At 73.5% G+C, this 22,464-nt stretch carries 19 protein-coding genes; 9 read left to right on the top strand and 10 right to left on the bottom strand.

The window, feature by feature from the left end:
- Positions 1 to 40 precede the first annotated feature (40 nt).
- From dtd to ygfZ, 3 genes are all read right to left on the bottom strand, one after another.
- On the bottom strand, positions 41 to 466 hold the full coding sequence (gene dtd / locus FA582_RS12900; RefSeq protein WP_010149037.1) for a D-aminoacyl-tRNA deacylase: 426 nt from the start codon (positions 464 to 466) through the stop codon (positions 41 to 43).
- On the bottom strand, positions 463 to 1,476 hold the full coding sequence (locus FA582_RS12905; RefSeq protein WP_010149035.1) for an asparaginase: 1,014 nt from the start codon (positions 1,474 to 1,476) through the stop codon (positions 463 to 465). Before FA582_RS12905 ends, dtd begins: the two co-directional genes overlap by 4 nt.
- Positions 1,477 to 1,676: 200 nt before the next feature.
- Positions 1,677 to 2,693 carry a CAF17-like 4Fe-4S cluster assembly/insertion protein YgfZ gene (ygfZ, locus tag FA582_RS12910; protein WP_010149034.1) on the bottom strand — a complete coding sequence of 339 codons (1,017 nt, stop codon included), beginning with the start codon at positions 2,691 to 2,693 and terminating at the stop codon, positions 1,677 to 1,679.
- 91 nt (positions 2,694 to 2,784) lie between these two features.
- Here ygfZ and FA582_RS17235 point away from each other — a divergent pair, with 91 nt between their 5' ends.
- On the top strand, positions 2,785 to 4,008 hold the full coding sequence (locus FA582_RS17235) for an LCP family protein (RefSeq protein WP_010149033.1): 1,224 nt from the start codon (positions 2,785 to 2,787) through the stop codon (positions 4,006 to 4,008).
- Positions 4,009 to 4,021: 13 nt separating this feature from the next.
- A complete protein-coding gene (locus tag FA582_RS12920) occupies positions 4,022 to 4,516 on the top strand; it encodes a heme-binding beta-barrel domain-containing protein (protein WP_010149032.1) in 495 nt (164 codons plus the stop codon).
- Positions 4,517 to 4,532: 16 nt separating this feature from the next.
- On the opposite strand, the gene FA582_RS12925 is transcribed toward FA582_RS12920, so the two are convergent.
- The gene (locus tag FA582_RS12925; RefSeq protein ID WP_010149031.1) at positions 4,533 to 5,336 is read right to left on the bottom strand and encodes a hypothetical protein; all 804 of its coding nucleotides are present in this window, start codon (positions 5,334 to 5,336) and stop codon (positions 4,533 to 4,535) included.
- Between the two features lie 65 nt (positions 5,337 to 5,401).
- On the opposite strand from FA582_RS12925, the gene FA582_RS12930 reads away from it, so the two are divergent.
- The 3 genes from FA582_RS12930 to FA582_RS12940 are packed head-to-tail and all read left to right on the top strand — an operon-like array spanning position 5,402 to position 8,071.
- The gene (locus tag FA582_RS12930) at positions 5,402 to 6,130 is read left to right on the top strand and encodes a winged helix-turn-helix transcriptional regulator (protein WP_010149030.1); all 729 of its coding nucleotides are present in this window, start codon (positions 5,402 to 5,404) and stop codon (positions 6,128 to 6,130) included.
- A gap of 22 nt (positions 6,131 to 6,152) precedes the next feature.
- Positions 6,153 to 7,124, top strand: coding sequence for a mycothiol synthase (gene mshD / locus FA582_RS12935; protein WP_010149029.1), 972 nt, complete (start codon positions 6,153 to 6,155; stop codon positions 7,122 to 7,124).
- On the top strand, positions 7,121 to 8,071 hold the full coding sequence (locus FA582_RS12940) for an NUDIX hydrolase (RefSeq protein WP_010149028.1): 951 nt from the start codon (positions 7,121 to 7,123) through the stop codon (positions 8,069 to 8,071). The genes mshD and FA582_RS12940 overlap by 4 nt, the downstream gene beginning before the upstream one ends.
- Positions 8,072 to 8,313: 242 nt before the next feature.
- Here the strand turns inward: FA582_RS12940 and FA582_RS12945 are convergent, their stop codons facing one another.
- From FA582_RS12945 to FA582_RS12970, 6 genes are read right to left on the bottom strand one after another with little or no spacing between them, the layout of a single operon-like run.
- The gene (locus FA582_RS12945; protein ID WP_010149027.1) at positions 8,314 to 8,940 is read right to left on the bottom strand and encodes a hypothetical protein; all 627 of its coding nucleotides are present in this window, start codon (positions 8,938 to 8,940) and stop codon (positions 8,314 to 8,316) included.
- Entirely contained in the window at positions 8,937 to 10,739 is a 1,803-nt protein-coding gene (gene treZ / locus FA582_RS12950) for a malto-oligosyltrehalose trehalohydrolase (RefSeq protein ID WP_010149026.1), read from the bottom strand. Before treZ ends, FA582_RS12945 begins: the two co-directional genes overlap by 4 nt.
- Positions 10,736 to 13,231, bottom strand: coding sequence for a malto-oligosyltrehalose synthase (gene treY / locus FA582_RS12955; protein ID WP_010149025.1), 2,496 nt, complete (start codon positions 13,229 to 13,231; stop codon positions 10,736 to 10,738). Before treY ends, treZ begins: the two co-directional genes overlap by 4 nt.
- 60 nt (positions 13,232 to 13,291) lie before the next feature.
- The gene (locus FA582_RS12960) at positions 13,292 to 13,510 is read right to left on the bottom strand and encodes a hypothetical protein (RefSeq protein ID WP_010149023.1); all 219 of its coding nucleotides are present in this window, start codon (positions 13,508 to 13,510) and stop codon (positions 13,292 to 13,294) included.
- Positions 13,507 to 14,547 (bottom strand): hypothetical protein, encoded by a 1,041-nt coding sequence (locus tag FA582_RS12965; RefSeq protein ID WP_010149021.1) that lies wholly within the window; start codon positions 14,545 to 14,547, stop codon positions 13,507 to 13,509. The genes FA582_RS12960 and FA582_RS12965 overlap by 4 nt, the downstream gene beginning before the upstream one ends.
- The gene (locus FA582_RS12970; protein WP_010149020.1) at positions 14,544 to 15,083 is read right to left on the bottom strand and encodes a sigma-70 family RNA polymerase sigma factor; all 540 of its coding nucleotides are present in this window, start codon (positions 15,081 to 15,083) and stop codon (positions 14,544 to 14,546) included. The genes FA582_RS12965 and FA582_RS12970 overlap by 4 nt, the downstream gene beginning before the upstream one ends.
- Positions 15,084 to 15,270: 187 nt before the next feature.
- Here FA582_RS12970 and metH point away from each other — a divergent pair, with 187 nt between their 5' ends.
- From metH to FA582_RS12990, 4 genes are all read left to right on the top strand, one after another.
- Entirely contained in the window at positions 15,271 to 18,972 is a 3,702-nt protein-coding gene (gene metH / locus FA582_RS12975) for a methionine synthase (RefSeq protein ID WP_010149019.1), read from the top strand.
- Positions 18,973 to 19,147: 175 nt separating this feature from the next.
- Positions 19,148 to 20,374 (top strand): quaternary amine ABC transporter ATP-binding protein, encoded by a 1,227-nt coding sequence (locus FA582_RS12980; protein ID WP_010149018.1) that lies wholly within the window; start codon positions 19,148 to 19,150, stop codon positions 20,372 to 20,374.
- Positions 20,371 to 21,363, top strand: coding sequence for an ABC transporter permease (locus FA582_RS12985; protein ID WP_010149017.1), 993 nt, complete (start codon positions 20,371 to 20,373; stop codon positions 21,361 to 21,363). Before FA582_RS12980 ends, FA582_RS12985 begins: the two co-directional genes overlap by 4 nt.
- A 64-nt stretch (positions 21,364 to 21,427) precedes the next feature.
- Positions 21,428 to 22,366 carry a glycine betaine ABC transporter substrate-binding protein gene (locus FA582_RS12990; RefSeq protein WP_010149016.1) on the top strand — a complete coding sequence of 313 codons (939 nt, stop codon included), beginning with the start codon at positions 21,428 to 21,430 and terminating at the stop codon, positions 22,364 to 22,366.
- Positions 22,367 to 22,464 lie beyond the last annotated feature (98 nt).

A 22,464-nucleotide genomic window follows, 5' to 3' on the forward strand; every position in this document is an offset into this window, starting at 1 on the left:
CGGGCGAGACGGCGAGCTGGGGCGGGGCTGGGCGCCGGACTCAGGTGTCGACGATCACCGTGAACGGCCCGTCCCCGACGATCTCGACCTCCATCATGGCGCCGAAGCGCCCCGTGGCGACCTCGACCCCGCGCCCGCGCAGCGCCTCGACGACAGCGTCGACCAGGGGCTCGGCGACCGGGCCGGGGGCGGCATCGCCCCACGAGGGCCGGCGCCCCTTGCGCGTGCTGCCGTAGAGGGTGAACTGGCTCACGACGAGGACCGCGGCGCCGGCCTCGGTGACGGACCGCTCGTCGCGCAGGATGCGCAGCTCGGCGATCTTGCGGGCCATGGTCTCGACGTCGGCCGACCCGTCGTCATGGGTCGCAGCGACCAGGGCGACCAGCCCTGGCCGCTCGATCCGCCCCACGACCTCGCCCTCGACCGTGACCTGCGCCCGGGTGACCCGCTGCAGGACTGCTCTCACGCGTCGTCCTCGGCCAGGACGGCGCGGACCGCGCCCACGGGCTGGCCGTGACCCCGGACCACGGCCCGGGCGTTCAGCGCGTCGAGGGCGGCGGCGACCTCCGGCCCCGCCTGCTCCACCCCGGCCCGGCGCAGCACCGCCGTGGTGACGACCACGCGGGCCCGCTCGCCGCCATCGGTGATCTTCACGGACACGCCGCGACCGTCGGCCAGGCCGACGGCATACACCGACTCGGCGCCGTCCTTGGCGATGAGACCGGGCACCGCGGTGATGAGGTCGGTGACGTCCCGGCCGGTGCCTCCGAGGAACTCGGGGTGCGAGCGGATCGCGGCCGCGACCCGGCCGGCCTCGCTGTCCTCCGGCGCGGCGGCGATCCGGCCGAGGGCGCGCGCCAGGCCGGTCAAGGACACCCCGAGGGCCGGCGCGCCGCACCCGTCGATGGTCGCGACGGCGACGGGCTCGCCGGTGAACTCCTCGACGACCTCGACGATCAGGCGCTGCAGCGGGTGCTCGGGGTCGAGGTAGGTCGCGGTGTCCCACCCGGCGGCCACGCAGGCGGCCAGCATGCCGGCGTGCTTGCCCGAGCAGTTCTGCCCCAGGGACGTCGCGGGGTTGCCGGCCTGGGTCCAGCGGCGGCGCTCCTCCTCATCGAGCGGAAGGTCGGGGGTGTTGAGCAGCGCTGACTCGTCGAGACCCACCGAGGCCAGGATGCGCAGGGCACCGTCCAGATGCCGCTCCTGGCCCGAGTGGCTCGCGGAGGCCAGCGCGAGCAGCTCGCCCTCGAGCCGCGCCCCGGCCCGCAGCATGGCGATCGCCTGTATCGGCTTGAGGGAGGAACGCGGCAGGATCGGCGCCTCCACGGGGCCGACGGCGAGCTCGAGCGAGCCGTCGGGGCCTGTCAGCGCGACCACTCCGTGGTGCACGGACTCCACGAAGCCGCCACGCACCACCTCGGCGACGACGGGAGCGGTGGCGAGCGGCGAGCCTGAGGTCTGCGTCTGCGAAGGCATGGGCCGATCCTGCCAGCCGGTATGAGGTCGGGCGCTGCCACCCCGGGCCCCGGCCGCCGCCTCCCCGTCCCCCCACCGGGACCGACCACGGCCTAGCACGACTGTCATCGGCGAACTTGCCGATGACAGTCGTGCTAGGCCGACGTTGGTCCGGGCTCGGGTGCGTTGGTCCGGAAGGCTGGGGGGCTGCGGGTATGCCGTCAGCCGGGGACGACCACCGTCTGCGCCGCGGAGGTGCCGTCGGCCAGCAGGGTGAGGGTCGGGTCGAGGTTGCGCTTGACGAGCGCGAGGGCGATCGGGCCGTCGTCGGCGTGCCGGGCGACGCTGGTCAGCTGCCCGACCGCGCGGCCTCCCTCGAGCGGCGTGAGCTCGGTCCCGGCCTCGGGTATGACGTGACCCGAGCCGTCGAGGTGCAGGAAGACGACGCGACGGGGCGGGCGTCCGAGGTTCTTCACCCGGGCGACCGTCTCCTGGCCGCGGTAGCAGCCCTTGTGCAGGTGGACGGCGGTGCGCAGCCAGTCCAGCTCGTGCGGGATCGTGCGGTGGTCGGTGTCCACCCCGGCCCGCGGCCGCCAGGCCGCGACCCGCAGCGCCTCGGCCGCCCAGGTGCCGGCGAGCGGGCGCTCACCGACCACCTCCGCGAGCTGGTCGCGGGGCACGACGAGCTCGCGCCAGGCACGCCCGCTCCCCGGGTGCTCCTCCCCCTCCGGCCCGTAGCAGAAGGTGTCGCCGACCGGCCCGGGCCAGGGGTCCACCCACGCCAGCGGCTCGCCGGGCGCGGACTCGCGCGCCACCGGCTCGCCGAGCACGGCATACCGCTCGCTGACGTCGGCGACCTCGACCCGCAGCATGAACCGCATGGAGTCCAGCCACCCGGCCACGGCCGACGCGGCGCCCGGCTCGGTGGTGATCCATGTGGTCTCGCCGTCGTCCACGACGTGCAGCGCGTGCTCGACGTGGCCCTTGGGCGAGAGGATCAACGTCTCCGCGGACGTCCGCGGCGGCAGGTCGAGGAGCTGCTGGGTGGTGAGCGAGTGCAGCCAGCTCAGCCGGTCCGGCCCGGTGACGGTCACCACCCCGCGGTGGGAGAGGTCGACGACGGCCAGGCCCTCGGCGAGCAGTCGCTGCTCACGGTGGGGGTTGCCGTAGTGCGACGCGACACCGGCGTCCGGGCCGGTGCCCTCGACGGCACCGGGGCGCTCCAGGAGCACGCTCATCGTCTTGATCCTCCTCGGGGGGTCTGCCCGGTCCACGGTACGCGCCCGTCATCCCACCGGACGCGCAGCCTGGGCGCATACAATCCGGCCCATGCCGTCAGAGACCACCTCACCCCACGCCGGGCCGACGGGCACCCGCACCCGCAGGCGTCGCCACCCGTTCCGGGCGCTGGCACTCGGCATCGGCCTGCTGGCCCTCGTGGGCGTCATCGCGCTGGGCGGCTACGCGTTCTACCTCCAGCGCACCGTCGAGGGCAACATCGAGCGGGAGGACCTCAACGCCCAGGACAACGCGGTCGTGACGATCTCCCCTGACCGCACCGGAGCCAACCAGCCCGGAGAGGACGCGGACGCCGACGGCTCGGTGGACCTCGACGGCCCGGTCGAGACCGACGGCGAGACGGGCGAGGAGCAGCTCGACCAGGACGACGGCACGGCACCCATCGTCGGCGAGGACGGCGAAGAGATCGAGGTCCCGCAGAGCGAGTTCGTCGCGACCACGCCCGAGCGTCCGGCGGAGGCCGGCGAGGCGATGAACTTCCTCATCATCGGCTCGGACAGCCGCGACCTGTCGGTGGAGCGCGGCCGCTCCGACGTCATCGTCCTCATGCACATCAACGACGAGCGCGACCGCGTCGACCTCGTGCACTTCCCCCGCGACCTCTTCGTGCCGATCGCGGGGACGGGCGGGTCCTCCAAGATCAACGCGGCCTACTCCTACGGCGGGGCACCGCTGCTGGTCCAGACCCTGCAGCCGCTCATCGACGTGCCGATCGACCACGTCGTCATCGTCAACTTCGAGAGCTTCCAGGCGATGACCGACTCCATCGGCGGCGTCGACGTCGATGTCGCCGAGGCCTCCCCCGGCTTCCCGGAGGGCGTCATGCACATGGACGGCGCCACCGGCCTGAGCTTCGTCCGGGAGCGGTATGCCCTGTCCCAGGGCGACATCTCGCGCGGTCAGCGGCAGCAGGCCTTCATCAAGGCGATCATGACCAAGGCGCTGTCGCGGGAGACCATCACCAACCCGGCCCGCCTCGCGAGCTTCGTCGACGCCGCCACCACCAACCTCACCGTCGACGCCGACCTGCAGGTCGGCGAGATGCGTGACCTCGGCCTGTCGATGCGCGGCGTCCGCGGCGACGACATCTTCTTCGAGACGGCGCCGTGGAACGGCATCGACATGCACCCCGTCGCCGGGTCGATCGTCCTCATGGCCTCCGACCAGATGGACGTGCTCTCCCAGCACCTGCAGAACGACACCATGGAGGACTACACCGACCCGGTGTCCCCCCGCAGCGGCTTCGGCGGCTGACTACCATGGTCGGGTGCCCATCGAACTCGACCCGACCATGCATCACGACAACGCCCCGCTGGCCTGGCTGCTCGGCACCTGGGCGGGGGCCGGCGTCGTCGGCTACCCGACGATGGAGTCCCGCAACTTCGGCCAGGAGGTCGAGGTGACCCACGACGGTCGCCCGTTCCTGCACTGGACCTCGCGCACCTGGCTGCTCGACGAGCAGGGGAACCAGGAGGAGCTCTTCGCGGTGGAGACCGGCTACTGGCGCCCCCAGCCCGACGGTGACGTCGAGCTGCTGCTCGCCCACCCCACCGGCGTCGTCGAGCTCTACTACGGCAAGACCGGCCAGGCCAAGGTCGAGGTCGCCACCGACAGCATCGTGCGCAGCCCCACCGCGCCGGAGTATGCCGCGGCTCAGCGCCTCTACGGCTACGTCAACAGCAACCTCATGTGGGTCATGGACATGACCGCGCACGGCCACGAGATGCAGTCCTACATGTCGGCCGAGCTCAAGCGCGTCTGAGCCGGCTGGGCCGCGCTCAGCCCGGGAAGGCGCTGGGCTCGAAGGCCAGGCCGACGAGGTAGGGCGCCACCCCGACGACGAGCACCGACAGGATTGCTGCCACGAGGCGGGGCCGCGCGTGCGCCAACGGCGGCAGCGGGGAGAGCACGGCGCGCATCGCGTGGCTGAGAGCCCCGGCTCCCACCCCGAGCAGGAGCCACGTCGCCGGGCTCGCCCCGAGGGCCAGGGCCACCGCCAGGGAGCCCACCCCGCCACCGAGCATGGCCAGGGCCAGCAGCCACCCGCGCAGGCCCGACCAGCGACCCGCGAGGTCGGTGATCGACGAGACGCTCGCGGCGGCGAGCGCACCCAGGAGCAGCGCGATCCCGACCGCCGTGTGGCTCGCCGGGACCATGAGGATCCCGCAGCCCACGAGCGCCAGGGCCAGGACCACGGAGCTGACCGACTGCACCACCCGGGGTCGACCGTCGCGGCGCAGGATCTGGTGGAGGAAGGCCGCGATCATCGCCAGGGCCAGCGCGGCCGGCGCCCACCCCAGCCACGGCTCTTCGTCGCGCACGCCCACCGAGACGACCAGGGCGAGCCCGCCGACGAGCAGCACCCCGACCGTGCCGCGCGGTGAGGGCAGGCCCACGGTGCCCGACCAGCCCCACGCCACGATGACGGCGCACACCCCCAGCGTGATCGCCAGCAGCCACGGCGCCGCGAGCGCCGCGAGCGCCAGCAACCCCGAGACGACGCACACGAGCATCGCCAGCACCCCCACGAGACGTGGCGTGGGCGCATCCGCGACCCGCGCGCTCGAGGTGGGCTGAGGCATACCTCCATCTTGCCGCACCGGCGCTGGTGGACGCCGCAGGCAGGCCCAGTCCCTATCCTTGGTCCGTGGCCGACCTGGTCCTGCTCACCCCGCGCCCCGCCGACAGCGCCTCGGCGGCGCTCGTGCTGCCCGGGCTCTCGCTGCTCCCGCACCGCGTGTCGGTCACCGGCATGGACCTCGGTGCGCTCGTGAGCCACGGCGACCCTGACCTCGTCCTCGTCGACGCCACGGCCGACCTCGTGCAGGCGCGCGGCGTGCTGCGCTCCCTCGCCACCCTCGACCTGGACGTGCCGGTGCTCGCGGTCGTCGGCGACGGCGCGCTGGCGGTGCTGGACGACCAGTGGCCGATGGACGACCTCGTCGTGTCCACCGCGAGCCCGGCCGAGCTCGCGGCCCGGCTGCGTCTCGCGCTCGGCCGCGGCCCCCGGCATACCGGCGCGTCCCCCGCCCCCTCGGGCGCGGCGGACGGCGACGACCAGCCGGAGACGATCAAGGTCGCGGACGTCGTCGTGGACGAGGCGAGCTGGACGGTGCGCGCCGGCGGACGCGTCCTCGACCTGACCTTCAAGGAGTTCGAGCTGCTGCGCTATCTCGTGCAGCACCCCGGCCGCGTCGTCACCCGCGACATCCTCCTGCAGCAGGTGTGGGGCGGCGACTACTACGGCGGCACCCGCACCGTCGACGTGCACATCCGTCGCCTGCGCGCCAAGCTCGGGCCCGAGCGGGAGTCGCTCATCGGGACGATCCGCGGCGTCGGCTACCGCTTCACCGGGTCGCGCAGCACAGATCGCTGAGCTGCGTGCCAGACTGACCCCCATGCCCGGACCTCGCCCACGTCCCGACATCGACGAGCTTCCCGCCCTGCCCGGACGCGTCTCCGGCGACGTGCTCGCCCTCGCCGTCCGCGCGGCCGGCCACGACGGGGTCAAGCCGCTCTCCGAGCAGACGGTGCTGCAGGCGCGCCGCCTGCCCGAGAGCGTCTCCAGCCACGAGACGGGGGTGCACCTCGTCGTCCGCAACGGCCCCGAGGGCCCGGTCATCGGCTACGGCCACGTCGACACCAGCGACCCGGACGCCCCGTCCGCCGAGCTCGTCGTCGACCCCGAGCACCGGCGCCTCGGGGTGGGCGGCGCGCTGCTCGACCACGTGCTGAGGCGCTGGCCCCAGGTGCGGCTGTGGAGCCACGGCGACCTGCAGGACGCCCGCACGCTGTATGCCTCGCGCGGGCTGCGGGTCGTGCGCGAGCTGTGGCAGATGTCCCGGCCGCTGGCCGGCGAGTGGGCCGACCTGCCCGACCGGGTGGAGCTGCCCGAGGGCCTGGCGGTGCGCCCCTACCGCGTCGGCAGCGACGACGAGCCGTGGCTCGCGGTCAACGCGCGCGCCTTCGCCGACCACGCCGAGCAGGGTCGGATGAGCCTGGCCGACCTGCAGGACCGCCAGCACGAGCCGTGGTTCGACCCCTCGGGCTTCCTCGTCGTCGAGGACACCACCGACGTCGACCCGGAGGGCCAGGCGCGGGTGGCGGCCTTCCACTGGACCAAGGTCGAGACCGACCACCCCGAGACCGGGGAGGTCTACGTCGTCGGCGTCGACCCCGACTACCAGGGTCGGGGCCTGGGCACCGCGGTGACCCTGCTGGGCCTGCAGCACCTGCGCGCCCGCGACGTGCACGACGTCACGCTCTACGTCGACGGCGACAACGCCCCGGCGATCGCGACCTACCAGCGCCTCGGCTTCGAGCGCTCGGCGGTCGACGTCATGTATGCCGCGGGAGACGCGCAGGCATGAGCGGCGCCGGCCCGTCGGTGGTCCGCGCCGGCGGGGTGCTCCCGGTCCGGGTCCAGGAGGGGACCCTCCAGGTCGCCCTGGTGCACCGCCCCCACTACGACGACTGGTCCTGGCCCAAGGGCAAGCTCGACCGCGGCGAGGACTTCCCCGTCGCCGCGGTGCGCGAGACGCTGGAGGAGACCGGGCTGCGGGTGCGGCTCCTCGCGCCCCTGCCGGCGTCCCGCTACCAGCTGGCCAGCGGCTCCGACAAGCTCGTGCACTACTGGGCCGGGGAGGTGCTCCACGACACCGGCGCGCTGGAGCACGAGGTCGACGAGGTGGCGTGGCTCTCACCGACCCTCGCCGGGCGGCGGCTGACCTATGAGCGTGACCACGAGCAGCTCGCCGCGGTGGTCGACCACTACACGAGCGACCGGCTGAGCACCTGGACCCTGCTCGTGGTCCGCCACGCCCACGCCCTCGCCCGCGGCGAGTGGTCCGGGCCGGACCCGCGGCGCCCGCTCAGCAGCGCCGGGCGCCGCCGGGCCCGGCACCGCATCGCCGACCTCGTCGCCGCGTATGCCCCCGAGCGCCTGGTGAGCAGCCCGTCGGTGCGCTGCGTCGACACGCTCGCCCCCTTCGCCGAGACGGCCGGCCTGCGGCTGCGGACCAAGCAGGGGCTGTCGGAGGAAGGCTACGAGGACGACCCGGGCGCGCTCGGCAGGCACCTGCGGCGGGTCCTGGAGCGCGGGGTCGGGACGGCGCTGTGCACCCACGGGCCGCTGCTCCCCGACATCGTCGCCACCCTGTTGGACCGTGCCGACCCCGGCATGGACCGTGCGGAGCGACGGATGCTGGCCCGGCTCACCGGGACGACGATGGACAAGGGCGAAGTGCTCGCCTGCACGATGAGCGACCTGGGCGACGACGCCCGGGTCCTCGCGGTGGCCCGGCACCGGCCGCACTGAGGCACCGGCATACCGACGGGCGCAGGGCATCCCCACGGGCGGTGACGCGGGAGGAGGACAAAGAGCGTGCCGGGCCGGGAGCGCCTCACGGCGCGAGGCCGCTCGAAGCGGCGTGTGTTGGAGCCCGGGGCTGCCGCGGCCCGGCACGCAGTCGTCAACGGTACGCCTCTGCTCGATGTTCCCCAACTCAGGGGGCATCACCCCTGCGCGGACGCACAGGATCGGCCGGGGCGACGCCCGCCCTAGTGCAGGTCGCCGAGGCGCCAGAGGCGGGCGCAGGCGCTGAGGTCGTCGGCCGTGTCCCGCAGCCGGGCGGCGCGGGTGACCTGCTCGCTGGGGATGTCGTCGGCCACGGGGTCGGCGAGGCCCACCGCCATGACGTGGCAGAAGGCACTGGCCCGCTCCAGGGCGATCGCGAAGTCTCCGGTGAAGACCCCGCCGAGGATCTGCTCGGTGAGGTGCCGCAGGGCGTCGGGCTCGGGCGGGTCGGCGACCCCGGCGATGGCCTGGTAGACCTCCGCGTGCCCTGCCCCGGTCGCGAACTGCCGACCGACCTCGGCCGGTTGCCGCAGCACCCACTCGTGCAGGAGGTAGAGCCGCCACAACGCCCCCGGCAGGCTGCGGGCGGGCCGGTCCGACCAGAGCTGGGCGACGGTGGCCAGACCGACCTCACCCACGAGCCCGACCAGTCGCGAGGCGAGCTCGCTGTCCCCGGCCGACTCCGCGCGACCGCGCCCGACGACGAGCTCCGCGCTGCGGTGCGCCGCCTCCGCCACCTCGAGGGGGTCGACCCCGTCGGAGGTGTCCTCGAGCCGGTCCGGCGGGCGCAGCGTCGGCCGGTGGAAGGGCCGCTTCGACTCCTCGCTCATCGCCGGACCACCACCACGCCGTCGGGGTCGAGGCCGACCTCGCCGGAGCCCGGCTCCCCGAGTCGCGCCCCGAAGGCGGCGATCGTCTCCTGCGTCGCCGACCGGACCTCGTCGCGGCCGGGCAGGGCGCGGGAGACCTCACCCTCCCCACCGAGCCGCGCCAGCAGGGCGACGCCCGGGCGCACGACGGTGAGCAGCTCGCCGCCGGTGCCGTCCGGCTCCCGGGTGACCTCCCCGACGGTCCCGCGGTCGGCGGCCGGGGTGTCGCGCCGCCAGTGCAGGAGGGCGCGGTAGAACGCGAGCATCTGCGCGTGCGACGCCTCGCCCACCTCGGCCCAGTCCAGCGTCGAGGCCGCCACGGTCCCGACGTCCTGGGGGTCCGGCACCTCGCCCGACCAGCCGTGCTCGGCGAACTCCGCCTGCCGACCCTCGCGGATCGACTCGGCGAGCCACTCCTCCTCGTGGTCGGTGAAGTACTGCCACGGCGTCGAGGCGCCCCACTCCTCACCCATGAAGAGCATGGGCGACCACGGGGCGGTGAGGAGCAGGGCCGCCCCGACCGCGTGCCGCCCGGCCGGTATGCCGTGGTGCAGGCGGTCCCCGACGGCCCGGTTGCCGATCTGGTCGTGGGTCTGGAGGGAGGCGACGAAGCGCCACGGCTCGGTCACCTCCAGGTCGACGGGTCGCCCGTGGACCCGGCCGCGGAAGCTCGACACGGTGCCGTCGTGGAAGAAGGGTGTGCGACCGAGCACCTTGACGATCGCGTCGGCGTCGGCGAAGTCGGCGTAGTAGCCCTGCGACTCCCCGGACAGCAGCACGTGGAGCGCGTGGTGGACGTCGTCGGCCCACTGCCCGTGCAGCCCCACGCCACCGGCGCCGCCGGGACCGCGCCGCGCGACCGTCGCCGGGTCGTTGCGGTCGGACTCGGCGACCAACGACCGGGGGACCCCGGTGCGCCCGGAGATCTCGTCGGCCAGCGCAGCGAGCTCCTCCAGCAGGTGCACCGCCCGCTCGTCGTGCAGGGCGTGGACGGCGTCCAGCCGCAGGCCGTCGAGGTGGTAGTCCTCCAGCCAGAGGCGCGCGTTGTCGAGCAGGTAGGCCCGCACCCCGTCGCTGCCCGGCCCGTCGAGGTTGACCGCCTCGCCCCAGGGCGTGTGGTGCCGGTCGGTGAAGTAGGGCCCGGTCTGGCGCAGGTAGTTGCCGCTGGGGCCGAGGTGGTTATAGACGACGTCCAACCAGACCGCGAGCCCGGCGGCGTGCGCCGCGTCGACCAGACGGGCCAGGCCCTGCGGCCCGCCGTAGGCGTCGTGGACGGCATACGGCGCGACCCCGTCGTAGCCCCAGCCGTGCCGACCGGGGAAGGCCGCCACCGGCATCAGCTCGATCACGGTGATGCCGAGGTCGACGAGGTGGTCGAGGTGCCCGATGGCGGCCTCGAAGGTCCCCTCCGGGGTGAAGGTGCCGACGTGCAGCTCGTAGACCGCGGCGCGCTCCATCGGCACCCCGGTCCACGTCTCGTCGGTCCACGCGAAGGCCGCGGTGTCGACGACGGCACTGGGGGCGTGCACGCCGTCCGGCTGGTGCAGGGAGCGCGGGTCGGGCACGGGCGACCCGCCGTCCACGGCGAAGGCGTAGCGGCTGCCGGGGGCGAGGGTGCCGGGGTCGAGGGTGCCGTCGGTCGCCGACCACCAGCCGTCCTCGCCGGCGCGCAGGGGGATGCGGGTCGAGCCGTCGGCTCCCAGGACGAGGTCGACGTGCTCGGCGTCGGGCGCCCAGAGGCGGACGTCGTGGTGGCTCATCGGCTGCCCTCCTGGAGGTCGGTGGCGCGGACCAGGAGCGCGACCGGCCCCTGGGCGAAGACGTCGGCGGCCAGGGGCCCGGTCTCGGCCTCACCCACCGGGTGCTCGGCCCCGGTGAGGGCGTCGACCCAGAGGTCCGACGGCAGGGGTATGCGCTGGTCACCGAGCCCGCCCGCGGCGCCGAGCGCGCGTGGGGCCCGGATGGTGAGGGTCGCGGCGACCCCGCCGCGCAGGAAGCCGAGCACGTGCTCCCCGGCCTCGACCGGGGCGTAGTCGGCGCCCGGCCCGTAGGCGTGGGGCAGCCAGGCCCGCAGCCGCAGCACCCGCGAGGTCACCCACAGCACCTCGTCGGAGAGATCGCCGGTCCACCCGGTGGCGTCCAGCCTGCGCAGCCGCTCGACCCGCTCCTCGTAGTCCACCGGGCGGCGGTTGTCGGGGTCGACCAGCGAGAGGTCGACGACGCCCGAGCCCTGGTAGGTGTCCGGCACGCCCGGGAGGGTGAGCTGCAGGATCTTCTGCGCCAGCGTGAGGGTCCGGATCGTCGGGGCGTTGTCGCGCACGGCGGCCGCGATCGCCTCGGCCACCTCTCCCCCGGCGAGCATCTCCTCGGCCAGGGCGAGGACGCGCTCCTCGTAGGCGGTGTCCGGCTCGGTCCACGTGGAGTGCAGCTTGGCCTCGCGCATGGCCTTGGTGAGGTAGGTCTCCAGGCGCTCGCCGTCGACCCTCCCGGCCCCGACGAGGGTCTGCCAGATGAGGTGGGCGGTCTCGCCGTCCACCCCGTGCCGCCGCGCGGCCTCCAGGGCCCGCTCCGAGACGCGGGCCCAGGCCTCGCCGTCGCCGGAGACCGCGAGGATCCGGGCGCGGACGTCCTCGCTGCGCTTGGTGTCGTGCGTCGAGAGCGTCGTCATGCCGCTCGGCCAGTGCTCCGCCTGGTGCGTCGCCCAGGCGTGCAGCGTCGCCACCCCGCGGGCGGCGTCGAGCCCCACGGCCGGGTCGGCGCCCACCTCGTTGAGGGCCACGAGGCGGTGCCAGCGGTAGAACGCGGTGTCCTCGATGCCCTTGGCCATGACCGGGCCGGTGGTCTGCTGGAAGCGCACGCACAGGTCGGCGGCGGCCGCCGGGTCGGTGGCGCACCCCTGCGGGTCGGCCAGCACGGCGACGAGCGCGTCGATCTCCTCACGCAGGTCGGGGCGGGCGGCGCGGGCGCGCTCCTGCCCGGTGAGCAGCGGAGCGACCATCGCCTCGTCCTGCTCGAGCGGGGTGGCTCCGGGGCGGACGTAGGCGCGGTAGACGTGGACCGAGACGAGCAGCTCGACGAGGGCGTCGTGCAGGCGGGCCTCGTCGTGACGGGGCAGCGCCTGCACGGCCCGGCGCATGAGCCGTGCGACCTCGGGGCGCAGCAGCTCGGTCGCGGCCAGCCGCTTGCAGCGCTCGACCTCGGCGTGCAGGTCGGGTTCGCCCCCGGTCCGCGCCCACGTGGCGCTCACGACATCGGTGGTCGTGGGGTCGACGAGGGCCGCGGAGAGGGCGGCGTTGGCGTCGTAGCCGGTGGTGCCGGCGCACGCCCAGGCGGCCGGGAGCCGCTCGTCGCCCTCGAGGATCTTCTCGACCCAGACCGGGGTGCCGGGCCGGGTGACGTCGCGCAGCTGCTGGAGGTATGCCGTGGGGTCGGCCAGCCCGTCCGGGTGGTCGATGCGGAAGCCGTCGATGACGCCCCCCAGGTGCAGGTCGAGGAGCAGCTCGTGGGTGGCGGCGAAGACATCGGGCTGCTCGACGCGGACCCCGATGAGCCCGTCGACCTCGAAGAAGCGGCGGTAGTTGAGGACGTCGGCGGCGTCGCGCCACGACGCCAGCAGCCAGCGCTGCGCGTCGAGGACGGCGCGCACGGCGGCCGGCGACGCGGCCCCCTCGGGGTGCTCCTCGGCCAGGCGGTCGGTGCCCGGCGCGAGCGGCAGGACGTGCTCGAAGTAGCGGGCCACCGGCTGGCCGGCGGCGGGGCCCTCGTCCGGCCCGCCGGTGCCGAGGGTGATCTCCCCCCGGGCCAGGACGGCCTCGAGGTCCTCGCCGAGGACGGGCAGCCCGAAGCGCCCGCCGAGGTGCGCCCAGTCGACGTCGAACCACGACGCCCGGGCGGCGGTCTGGCCGTCGCGGAGCACCTCCCACAGCGGGGCGTTGCGCCACAGCGGGGCGACGAGCGCCATGTGGTTGGGCACGACGTCGACGACCACCCCGAGACCGAGGTCGTGCGCCGCGTCGGCGAGCGCCTCCAGCCCGGGGCGTCCGCCGATCTCGGGGTTGATCTGCGTGTGGTCGAGCACGTCATACCCGTGCTCGGAGCCGGGGACGGCGGTGAGCACCGGGGAGAGGTAGACGTGGCTGACCCCCAGGGCGTGCAGGTAGGGCAGCACCTGCTGCGCGTCGGCGCAGGTGAAGCCGGCGTGCAGCTGGAGGCGGTAGGTGGCGGTCAGGGGACGCGTCGTCGAAGCAGTCATGACGCGGACCAGTCTCTCACCGCATCGGCTCGCGTGGTGCCGACCCGGCCCTCCGAGCGGTCAGCCGAGGAGTCCGGACCGGCCGGAGAACCACCCCAGGGCGAGGGCGGCGAGCCCGAGGGCCACCGCCACCGCGACGAGGGTCCGGCGCCGGTAGCGGTAGGTCGCGGCGCGGGCCCGGGCGGCCGCCACCTGCGGGACCGGGTCGATGCCGTGGCCCGGCGAGCGCAGGACCCGCCGCAGCAGCTCCTCCAGCGCCCGGATGGTGGACGGGCTCATCGCTCGGCGCCACCCTCGGGGTCGAGGTAGGCGAGGTTGTCGGCGGTCTTCTGCGCGATCTCCGCGGCCGCCGCGACCGCCTCGTCCTGCGTGTCCACCCCGCCGTCGCCGGGCGAGGCCCGCACCGTCACGCCGACGAGGTAGTCGCCGTGCCGGACCACGGCCCCGCCGAGCTGGTGGGTGCTGCCGCTCTGCAGGGCCTGCTCGACCCCCACGAGCAGGTGGTCGTCGTCCTCGTGCCCGGGCCAGGGCAGCGGCTCCGGCGGGTCGATCACCTCGGCCCCGTCACCGACCCACCGGGCGCTGAGATCGGGGCTGCCGGCGCGGACCAGCTCCATCGCCTCCGCCCCGTCGTCCCAGGCCGTGATGATCAGCTCGAGGGAGTCCTGGTCGATGGCGTTGCCGTCGTCGTAGTAGAACCACTGCACACCGCTGTGCGGCTCGATGCCGGGCTCGAGGTTGCCGGCCATGAAGGTCCCCAGCGGCATCTGGCGCGGGCCGACGAACTCACCCTCCGGCCCCCCGAACGCGTCGAGGAACTCGATGCCGACCGGCCGCGGGTCCGGCAGCTCGATCCGGTTGGACAGGGGTCCCGTGCCGTCGTCGGGCGAGACGGGCTCAGGCGGCTCGGTGGACTGCCACGGGGGGTCGGTGGGGGTCGGGGTCGGGGCGACCGGGCTGGTCGTCACCGGCCCGCTGGTGGTGGCCTCGTCGTCGGGCTGCGGGCTGGGCAGCGGGGTCGGCGACGCCGTCTGCGTCCGGGTGGCCACGGTGACGTCGACCCCCCTGCCGCCGGACTCCATGAGGCGGTGGCCGAGCACCCATCCCGTGCCGGCCAGGGTGGGCAGCAGCACCGCCGTCGCGACCGCGGCCGTCGCGGCGCGCCGCCGGCGGATGCCGCGGGCACGCCTCTTGACCCCGGCCACGAGGGCGTCGTGGTCGAAGGTCTCGCCGTAGGCGGGCCCGCCCAGCGCCTCGCGGAGCTGGTCATCGATGCTGGGCCGGTCGCTGGGGCGCGACTGCTCGTCGGGCGTCATCGCGGGGCCTCCTCTCCGAAGCTCTGCGGTGCCAGGGCTCGCAGCTTGGTGAGCGCGCTGTGCGCGGCGCTGCGCACGGCCTGCTCGGTGCAGCCGAGGGCCTGGGCGATCTCGCGGTCGGCGAGGTCCTCGTAGTAGCGCAGCGCCACCACGGCGCGCTGCCGGTCGGGCAGCTGGCGGATGAGGGCCAGCACGGTGTCGCGGGCGGCGACCTCGCCCTCGGGTGAGGCCGCCGAGGGGGCGGACCAGTCGGCAGTCACCCTCTCGTGGGAGATCACCTCGGAGGCGGCCTTGCGCCGCTTGACCGAGCTGAGCCGGTTGACCATCGTGCGACGCACGTAGGCGTCGATGTTCTCCGCCTCGCGCACCCGCGACCACTGGGTGATGACGAGCGCCAGGGTGTCCTGCACGAGGTCCTCGGCATCGGCCCGTTGGCCGGTCATCGCGAACGCCAGACCGACCAGGCGGGGCATCGCCTGCTCGACGTAGGCCTCGGCCTCCGCGCGCTGGGCCGCACCCGCGCCGAAGAGCCTCATGGCCCGATCCTGGCAGTCATACTCCTCCAGACGCCGCGGGACGCGGCCGACGTTGCACGCCGCACGGTATGCGGTGCCGCACCGGTCCGCCCGCACGTCCTGCGGCCAGGGTGCGGCCACGGTGGCGGGTCGCCGCGTGCAGGGTCGGAATCGGTGAGCCACCCCGCGCGACCGTAGAATCTTCAGGGTGTCTGCCACTCCCCGCCCCGACCTTCGCGACCTCGCTCGCGAGCGCATCCTCGTGCTGGACGGCGGCTACGGGACCCTCATGCAGCAGGTGGGGCTGGAGGAGGAGGACTTCCACGGTCCGGGCGACGACCCCGCCTGGGCGCCCCTGCGGGAGATCACGCTCAAGGGCAACTTCGACCTCATCGCGCTGACCCGTCCGGATGTCCTGGCCGAGGTCCACCGGTCCTACCTCGAGGCCGGCGCCGACCTGCTCACGACCAACACCTTCACCTCGACGACGATCGCCCAGGCCGACTACGAGGCCGGCCACCTGGCGCGGGCCATGAATGTCGCCTCCGCCCGGGTGGCCCGCGAGGTCGCCGACGAGGTCGAGGCGCAGACCGGTCGCCCGCGCTGGGTCGTCGGCTCGCTCGGCCCGACCAACCGCACGGCCTCGCTCTCCCCCGACGTCGAGCGCCCCGAGTTCCGGGCGATCACCTACGACCAGCTGCGCGAGGCGTATGCCGAGCAGGCCGAGGGCCTCCTCGAGGGCGGGGCCGACCTGCTCATGGTGGAGACGGTCTTCGACACCCTCAACGCCAAGGCCGCGCTGCACGCGGTCGCCGACGTGCTCGCCGCGCGCGAGGCCGCCGGTCACCCGCGGGTCCCCGTCATGCTCTCCGGCACGATCACCGATGCCTCCGGCCGCACCCTCTCCGGCCAGACCCCGGAGGCCTTCGCCGTCTCCACCGAGCACATGGACCTCATCTCGGTCGGGCTCAACTGCGCCCTCGGCGCCGAGGAGATGCGCCCCCACCTGCGCGAGCTCGGCGGGGCCAGCACCGCGCTGACCTCCGTCCACCCCAACGCCGGCCTGCCCAACGCCTTCGGCGGCTACGACGACACCCCCGAGGACATGGCCGAGGTGCTCGGCGACATGGCCCGCGAGGGCCTCATCAACATCGTCGGCGGCTGCTGCGGCACCACGCCCGAGCACATCCGGGCCATCGCCGAGGCCGTCGAGCACCTCGACCCGCGCAGCGCCCCCCAGCCCCCGGCATACCTGCGCACCTCCGGGCTGGAGGCCTTCACCCTCACCCCGGACGTCAACTTCGTCAACGTTGGCGAGCGCACCAACATCACCGGCAGCCCGAAGTTCGCGAAGGCCGTCAAGGAGGGCGACTGGGACGCCGCCGTCGCGATCGCGCGCCAGCAGGTCGAGGCCGGTGCGCAGATCGTCGACGTCAACGTCGACGAGGGCATGCTCGACGGCCCGGAGACGATGACCCACTTCCTCAACCTGCTCGCGGGCGAGCCAGACGTCGCCCGGGTGCCGGTGATGATCGACTCCTCCCGCTGGGAGGTGCTCGAGGCCGGCCTGCGGTGCATCCAGGGCAAGGGCGTGGTCAACAGCCTGTCGCTCAAGGACGGCGAGGCGGAGTTCCTGCGGCGGGCCGCGGTGGTGCGCCGCTACGGCGCCGCGGTCGTCGTCATGGCCTTCGACGAGACCGGTCAGGCCGACACCTACCAGCGCCGCATCGACGTGTGCCGGCGGGCCTACGACCTGCTCACCACCGGGAGCGAGGCGCTGCCGGAGCCGTTCGCGCCGCAGGACATCATCTTCGACCCCAACATCCTCACCGTCGCCACCGGCATGAGCGAGCACGACCGCTACGCCCTGGACTTCATCGAGGCGACGCGGTGGATCAAGCAGCACCTGCCGGGCGCGCTCGTCTCCGGCGGTGTCTCCAACGTCTCCTTCAGCTTCCGCGGCAACAACACCGTGCGCGAGGCGATGCACTCGGTCTTCCTCTTCCACGCGATCGGGGCCGGGCTCGACATGGGCATCGTCAACGCCGGGATGCTCGGGGTCTACGCCGACCTCGACCCCGAGCTGCGCGACACCGTCGAGGACGTCGTCCTCGCGCGCCGCGAGGACGCGACCGAGCGGCTCATCGAGCTCGCCGAGCGGATCAAGGCCGAGGGTGAGGGTGCCGCCCCGGGCGAGCGCAGCGCCGCCGCGGCCGCGAAGCTCGCCTGGCGCGACCAGCCCGTCGCCGAGCGGCTCCGGCACGCGCTCGTGCAGGGCGTCGACACGTATGCCGTCGAGGACGCCGAGGAGGCCTACCAGGAGCTCGGCAGCGCCCTGCAGGTCATCGAGGGCCCCCTCATGGCGGGGATGGACGTCGTCGGCGACCTCTTCGGCGCCGGCAAGATGTTCCTCCCCCAGGTCGTGAAGTCCGCCCGGGTGATGAAAAAGGCCGTGGCCCACCTCACCCCCTACCTCGAGGCCGCGGCCGCCGAGACCGGCGGGCACAGCAAGGGCAAGATCGTCATGGCGACGGTCAAGGGCGACGTCCACGACATCGGCAAGAACATCGTCGGCGTGGTCCTGGGCTGCAACGGCTACGAGGTCACCGACCTCGGGGTCATGGTCCCGGCCGAGAAGATCCTCGCCACCGCCGACGAGATCGGCGCCGACGTCATCGGGGTCTCCGGACTCATCACCCCCAGCCTGGACGAGATGGTCACGCTGGCGACCGAGATGCAGCGGCGCGGGCTCACCACCCCGCTGCTCATCGGCGGGGCCACCACCTCGGCCGCGCACACCGCGGTCAAGATCGACCCGGCCTACGAGGGCACCGTCGTCCACGTCGTCGACGCCTCCCGCGCCGTCGGCGTGCTCGCCGACGCCATCAACTACGAGGAGAAGCTGCGCGACCGGGTCGCGGGCACCTACGCTGAGCTGCGCGAGCGGCACGGCGCCAAGGACGTCCGGCTGGTGCCGCTGGACCAGGCGCGGGCCAGCACCCGGGCGGTCACCGACCCGGTCGGCGCCACGCCCACGCTCACCGGCACCCGCGTGGTGGAGCCGACGGTGGCCGAGCTCGTCGAGATCGTCGACTGGACCCCGTTCTTCACCGCCTGGGAGCTGCGCGGCTCCTACCCCCGCATCCTGGAGGACCCCAAGGTCGGCGAGCAGGCGCGCGCCACCTGGGAGGACGGCCAGCGCTGGCTGAGCCAGATCGTGCAGGAGGGTCTCTTCACCCCGCGCGGGGTCGTCGGCCTCTGGCCGGCGCACCGGGCCACCAACGGCGACGACATCGTGCTGGACACCGACGGCGGACCGGTGGTGCTGCATACCCTCCGGCAGCAGAAGGAGCGCCGTCAGGGCGGGTATGCCTCGCTCGCCGACTTCGTCGCCCCCGAGCAGGACCACGTGGGCGCCTTCGCGGTCTCGATCCACGGCGCCGACACGCTCGCGGCGCAGCTGCGCGACGAGCAGCACGACGACTACGGCGCGATCATGGTGCAGGTGCTGGCCGACCGGCTGGCCGAGGCCTTCGCCGAGTGGGTGCACCGCGAGGTCCGCACCACGCTGTGGGGCCACGCGCCGGAGGAGGACCTGCCGGTCGAGGAGCTCATCAAGGAGCGCTACGACGGGATCCGCCCGGCGCCGGGCTACCCCGCGCAGCCCGACCACACCGAGAAGTTCACCCTCTGGGAGCTGCTCGACGCCGAAGGTCAGGCCGGGATGACGCTCACCGAGCACGGCGCGATGAGCCCCAACAGCGCGGTCTCCGGGCTCATCCTGGGGCACCCCGAGGCGCGGTACTTCGCGGTGGGACGGATCGACGACGATCAGGTGGCCGACTACGCCGACCGCAAGGGCTGGGACCTCGCGACGGCGGAGCGCTGGCTGGGACCGCTGCTGCGCTGAGCTCCTCGGCGGCGGGCGCATTCCTGCGCCGCGCAGATCGTGACCGAGTTGTTGCGAAGGTCACAGTCCCGTCACGATGACGCCCAGTCGCCCTTCTGGTATACGCCGTGGGCCGCCCCCGTTGCTACGGTCGAGCGCAACGCCCGTTGCCCGTGCCACCTGCCAGAGGAGCCCCGTGGCCTCGATCTCTGCCCAGAATCTCTACAAGATCTTCGGCCGTCGACCCCAACGAGGGGTCGACGCGCTCACGAACGGCGCGAGCCGTGCCGACCTGCGCACGCAGGGCCTGACCCCTGCCGTCATCGACGCGTCCTTCGAGGTCCAGGAGGGCGAGATCTTCGTCGTCATGGGCCTGTCCGGGTCGGGCAAGTCCACCCTCATCCGGATGGTCAACGGGCTCCTGGAGCCCACCAGCGGCAGCGTCTCCATCGACGGTGACAACGTCACCCGGCTGAGCGGGGAGAAGTTGCGGCGCGTCCGGCGAGAGAAGGTCAGCATGGTCTTCCAGCACTTCGCGCTGCTCCCCCACCGCACCGTGGGCGAGAATGCCGCCTACGCCCTGGAGATCAGCGGCGTCGGCCGGTCCGAGCGCGAGGAGCAGGCCTCCCGTGCCCTGGAGATGGTCGGGCTCGGCGGCTGGGGCGGCTCCCTGCCGGGCGAGCTCTCCGGCGGGATGCGGCAGCGCGTCGGCCTGGCGCGCGCGCTCGCCTCCGGCACCGACGTCATGCTCATGGACGAGGCGTTCAGCGCCCTCGACCCGCTCATCCGCCGGGACATGCAGGACCAGCTCATCGAGCTGCAGCACGAGCTCGGCAAGACGATCCTGTTCATCACCCACGACCTCAACGAGGCGATGCGCCTCGGCGACCGGATCGCGATGATGCGCGACGGCCGGATCGAGCAGGTCGGCAGCGCGGAGGAGATCCTCAACAACCCGGTCAACAACTACGTCGCGGAGTTCGTCCAGGACGTCGACCGCACCCGGGTGCTCACCGCCGCCAACGTCATGGAGCCGCCCGCCGCCGTGCTCGGCGCGGAGCAGGGCCCGCAGACGGCGCACAAGCTCATGCGTGAGCACCAGACGAGCGTGCTGCCGGTGGTCCGTCGCGACCGGACCCTGGCCGGCATGGTGCACGAGCGCGACGTCGCGAGCGCCGTCCGCGACGGCAGCGGGCTCACCGTCGTCCCCGCCGACCAGGTCGGGATCGCTCGCGCCGACGACCACCTCGTGGACCTCTTCTCCAGCGCCACCGAGCACCCGATCCTCGTCGTGCTCGACGAGAGCGACAAGGTGATCGGCGTCATACCTCGCGTCACCCTGCTCGCCGCGCTGCGGACCAGCCCGGCGGAGCCGAACGCCCCGCAGACCCCCGACCTGCAGCCGACCGGAGGTGCGGCATGAACGGGAACGACTCGATCATCCCCAGGATCCCCATCGGTGAGTGGGGCGACACCGCCCTCGACTGGATCGACGACAACTTCCGGTGGCTGCTGGACTTCCTGTCCACCGTCCTCGACTGGCTCGTCACGACGGTGACCGACGCGCTGATCCTGGTCCCCGCCCTGGTGCTCGTCGTGGTGTTCGCGCTCATCGGGCTCCTCGTGCGCTCCTGGGCCCTGGCCGTGGGCACCGTCGTCACCTTCCTGCTCATCGTCGCCATGGACCAGTGGGTCACGGCGATGCAGACCCTCGCCCTGGTGCTCATCGCCACGCTCGTGGCGATCCTCATCGCGGTCCCCATCGGCATCCTCGCGGCCAGCAGCGACCGGGTCAGCGCCGTGGTGCGCCCGGTGCTCGACTTCATGCAGACGATGCCCGCCTTCGTCTACCTCATCCCGGCCGTGGTGTTCTTCGGCATCGGTGTCGTGCCGGGCATCTTCGCGACCGTGATCTTCGCGCTGCCGCCCGGCGTCCGGCTCACCGAGCTCGGCATCCGCGGGGTGGACTCCGAGACCGTCGAGGCCGGGCACGCCTTCGGCGCCACCCCCGGTCAGATCCTGCGGGGGATCCAGCTGCCGCTCGCGACGCCGACGATCATGGCCGGCGTCAACCAGGTGATCATGCTCTCGCTGTCGATGGCGGTCATCGCCGGCATCGCGGGGGCCGACGGCCTGGGCAAGGAGGTCGTCGCCTCGATCTCCACCCTCGACGGACCGCAGGGCATCGAGGCCGGCCTCTCCGTCGTCATCATCGCCATCTACCTCGACCGGGTCACCGCCGCCCTGGGGCGGCCCGGTGACCACCCCCACTCGGGGTTGGGGCTGCTGCGGCGTCGCTCCAGCCGTGACCGCGGCCCGGACGACGACGCCGGCGCCTCCCAGCAGGAGGCCCGCGACCGGATCAAGGGCGGCGCCGACAAGGGCCGCGGACTCGCCCAGGTGGGCTCCTGACACATCGACCGACCGATCGGACCGCCGCGAGGCGGTCGCACGACACGAAGGGAAACGACACGAGATGACACTCCGACGCAACCGCACGATGACCGTGGCCGCGGCCGCCCTGGCCACCAGCCTCACCCTCGCCGCCTGCGGAGGCGGCTCCGAGACCGACGGCGAGCCCGCGGGTGACGGTGGCTCCGAGGGCGGTGGCGCCGAGGGCACCATCACCCTGGGCTTCATCCCGTCCTGGACCGACGGCCGGTCCACGGCATACCTGCTGGAGGACCAGCTCACCAAGCTCGGCTACGAGGTCGAGATGGAGGAGCTCACCGAGGCGGCGCTGCTCTACACCGGCCTGGCCGAGGGCGACATCGATATGTACCCCTCCGCCTGGCCCGAGGTGACGCACGCCTCCTACATGGAGGAGTACGGCGATCGGATCGAGGACCTCGGTGCCTACTACGACAACGCGAAGCTCACCTTCGCGGTGCCGTCCTACACCGACATCTCCTCGATCGCCGACCTCACCGGCAACGCCGACATGTTCGGCGGCCAGATCATCGGGATCGAGCCCGGTGCCGGTCTCACCGAGGCCACGCAGGACTCGGTGATGCCGACGTATGAGCTCGACGGCGACTACGAGCTCGTCACCTCCTCCACCGCAGCGATGCTCACCGAGCTGGAGGGTGCCATCGAGAACGAGGAGGACATCGTCGTCACGCTGTGGAAGCCCTTCTGGGCCAACAGCGCCTTCGACGTCAAGACCCTCGAGGACCCGGAGGGCGCGCTCGGCGAGGCCGAGGCCCTGCACTTCCTCGGCACCGAGGGCTTCGCCGAGGAGTTCCCCGAGGCCGCCGAGCTCATCGAGGGGATCCAGCTGGACGACGAGCAGTACGGCGCGCTGGAGGACACGGTCGTCAACCAGTACGAGGAGGGCCAGGAGAGCGAGGCCATCGACGCGTGGATCGAGGCCAACCCCGAGGCCTTCGACACGCTGATCGTCGACGAGGGCTGACGCCGACGCCCGATCGGTGCACGATTCGACGGCCCTGCGGTGCGCGCACCGCAGGGCCGTCGGCGTCCACGGCGATTTCCCGACCCGCGGTCCCGGCT

Source organism: Serinicoccus profundi, assembly GCF_008001015.1.
In the GTDB taxonomy this organism is placed as follows: domain Bacteria; phylum Actinomycetota; class Actinomycetes; order Actinomycetales; family Dermatophilaceae; genus Ornithinicoccus; species Ornithinicoccus profundi.

Excerpts from the sequence above, each read along its gene's own strand:
- FA582_RS12960 (WP_010149023.1), bottom strand. The coding sequence starts at position 13,510 with ATGAGCCCGTCCACCATCCGGGCGCTGGAGGAGCTGCTGCGGCGGGTC.
- FA582_RS17235 (WP_010149033.1), top strand. The coding sequence starts at position 2,785 with ATGCCGTCAGAGACCACCTCACCCCACGCCGGGCCGACGGGCACCCGC.
- treY (WP_010149025.1), bottom strand. The coding sequence starts at position 13,231 with ATGACTGCTTCGACGACGCGTCCCCTGACCGCCACCTACCGCCTCCAG.
- FA582_RS12985 (WP_010149017.1), top strand. The coding sequence starts at position 20,371 with ATGAACGGGAACGACTCGATCATCCCCAGGATCCCCATCGGTGAGTGG.
- mshD (WP_010149029.1), top strand. The coding sequence starts at position 6,153 with ATGCCCGGACCTCGCCCACGTCCCGACATCGACGAGCTTCCCGCCCTG.
- ygfZ (WP_010149034.1), bottom strand. The coding sequence starts at position 2,693 with ATGAGCGTGCTCCTGGAGCGCCCCGGTGCCGTCGAGGGCACCGGCCCG.
- treZ (WP_010149026.1), bottom strand. The coding sequence starts at position 10,739 with ATGAGCCACCACGACGTCCGCCTCTGGGCGCCCGACGCCGAGCACGTC.
- FA582_RS12965 (WP_010149021.1), bottom strand. The coding sequence starts at position 14,547 with ATGACGCCCGACGAGCAGTCGCGCCCCAGCGACCGGCCCAGCATCGAT.
- FA582_RS12925 (WP_010149031.1), bottom strand. The coding sequence starts at position 5,336 with ATGCCTCAGCCCACCTCGAGCGCGCGGGTCGCGGATGCGCCCACGCCA.
- FA582_RS12990 (WP_010149016.1), top strand. The coding sequence starts at position 21,428 with ATGACACTCCGACGCAACCGCACGATGACCGTGGCCGCGGCCGCCCTG.
- FA582_RS12945 (WP_010149027.1), bottom strand. The coding sequence starts at position 8,940 with ATGAGCGAGGAGTCGAAGCGGCCCTTCCACCGGCCGACGCTGCGCCCG.
- FA582_RS12905 (WP_010149035.1), bottom strand. The coding sequence starts at position 1,476 with ATGCCTTCGCAGACGCAGACCTCAGGCTCGCCGCTCGCCACCGCTCCC.
- FA582_RS12970 (WP_010149020.1), bottom strand. The coding sequence starts at position 15,083 with ATGAGGCTCTTCGGCGCGGGTGCGGCCCAGCGCGCGGAGGCCGAGGCC.
- FA582_RS12940 (WP_010149028.1), top strand. The coding sequence starts at position 7,121 with ATGAGCGGCGCCGGCCCGTCGGTGGTCCGCGCCGGCGGGGTGCTCCCG.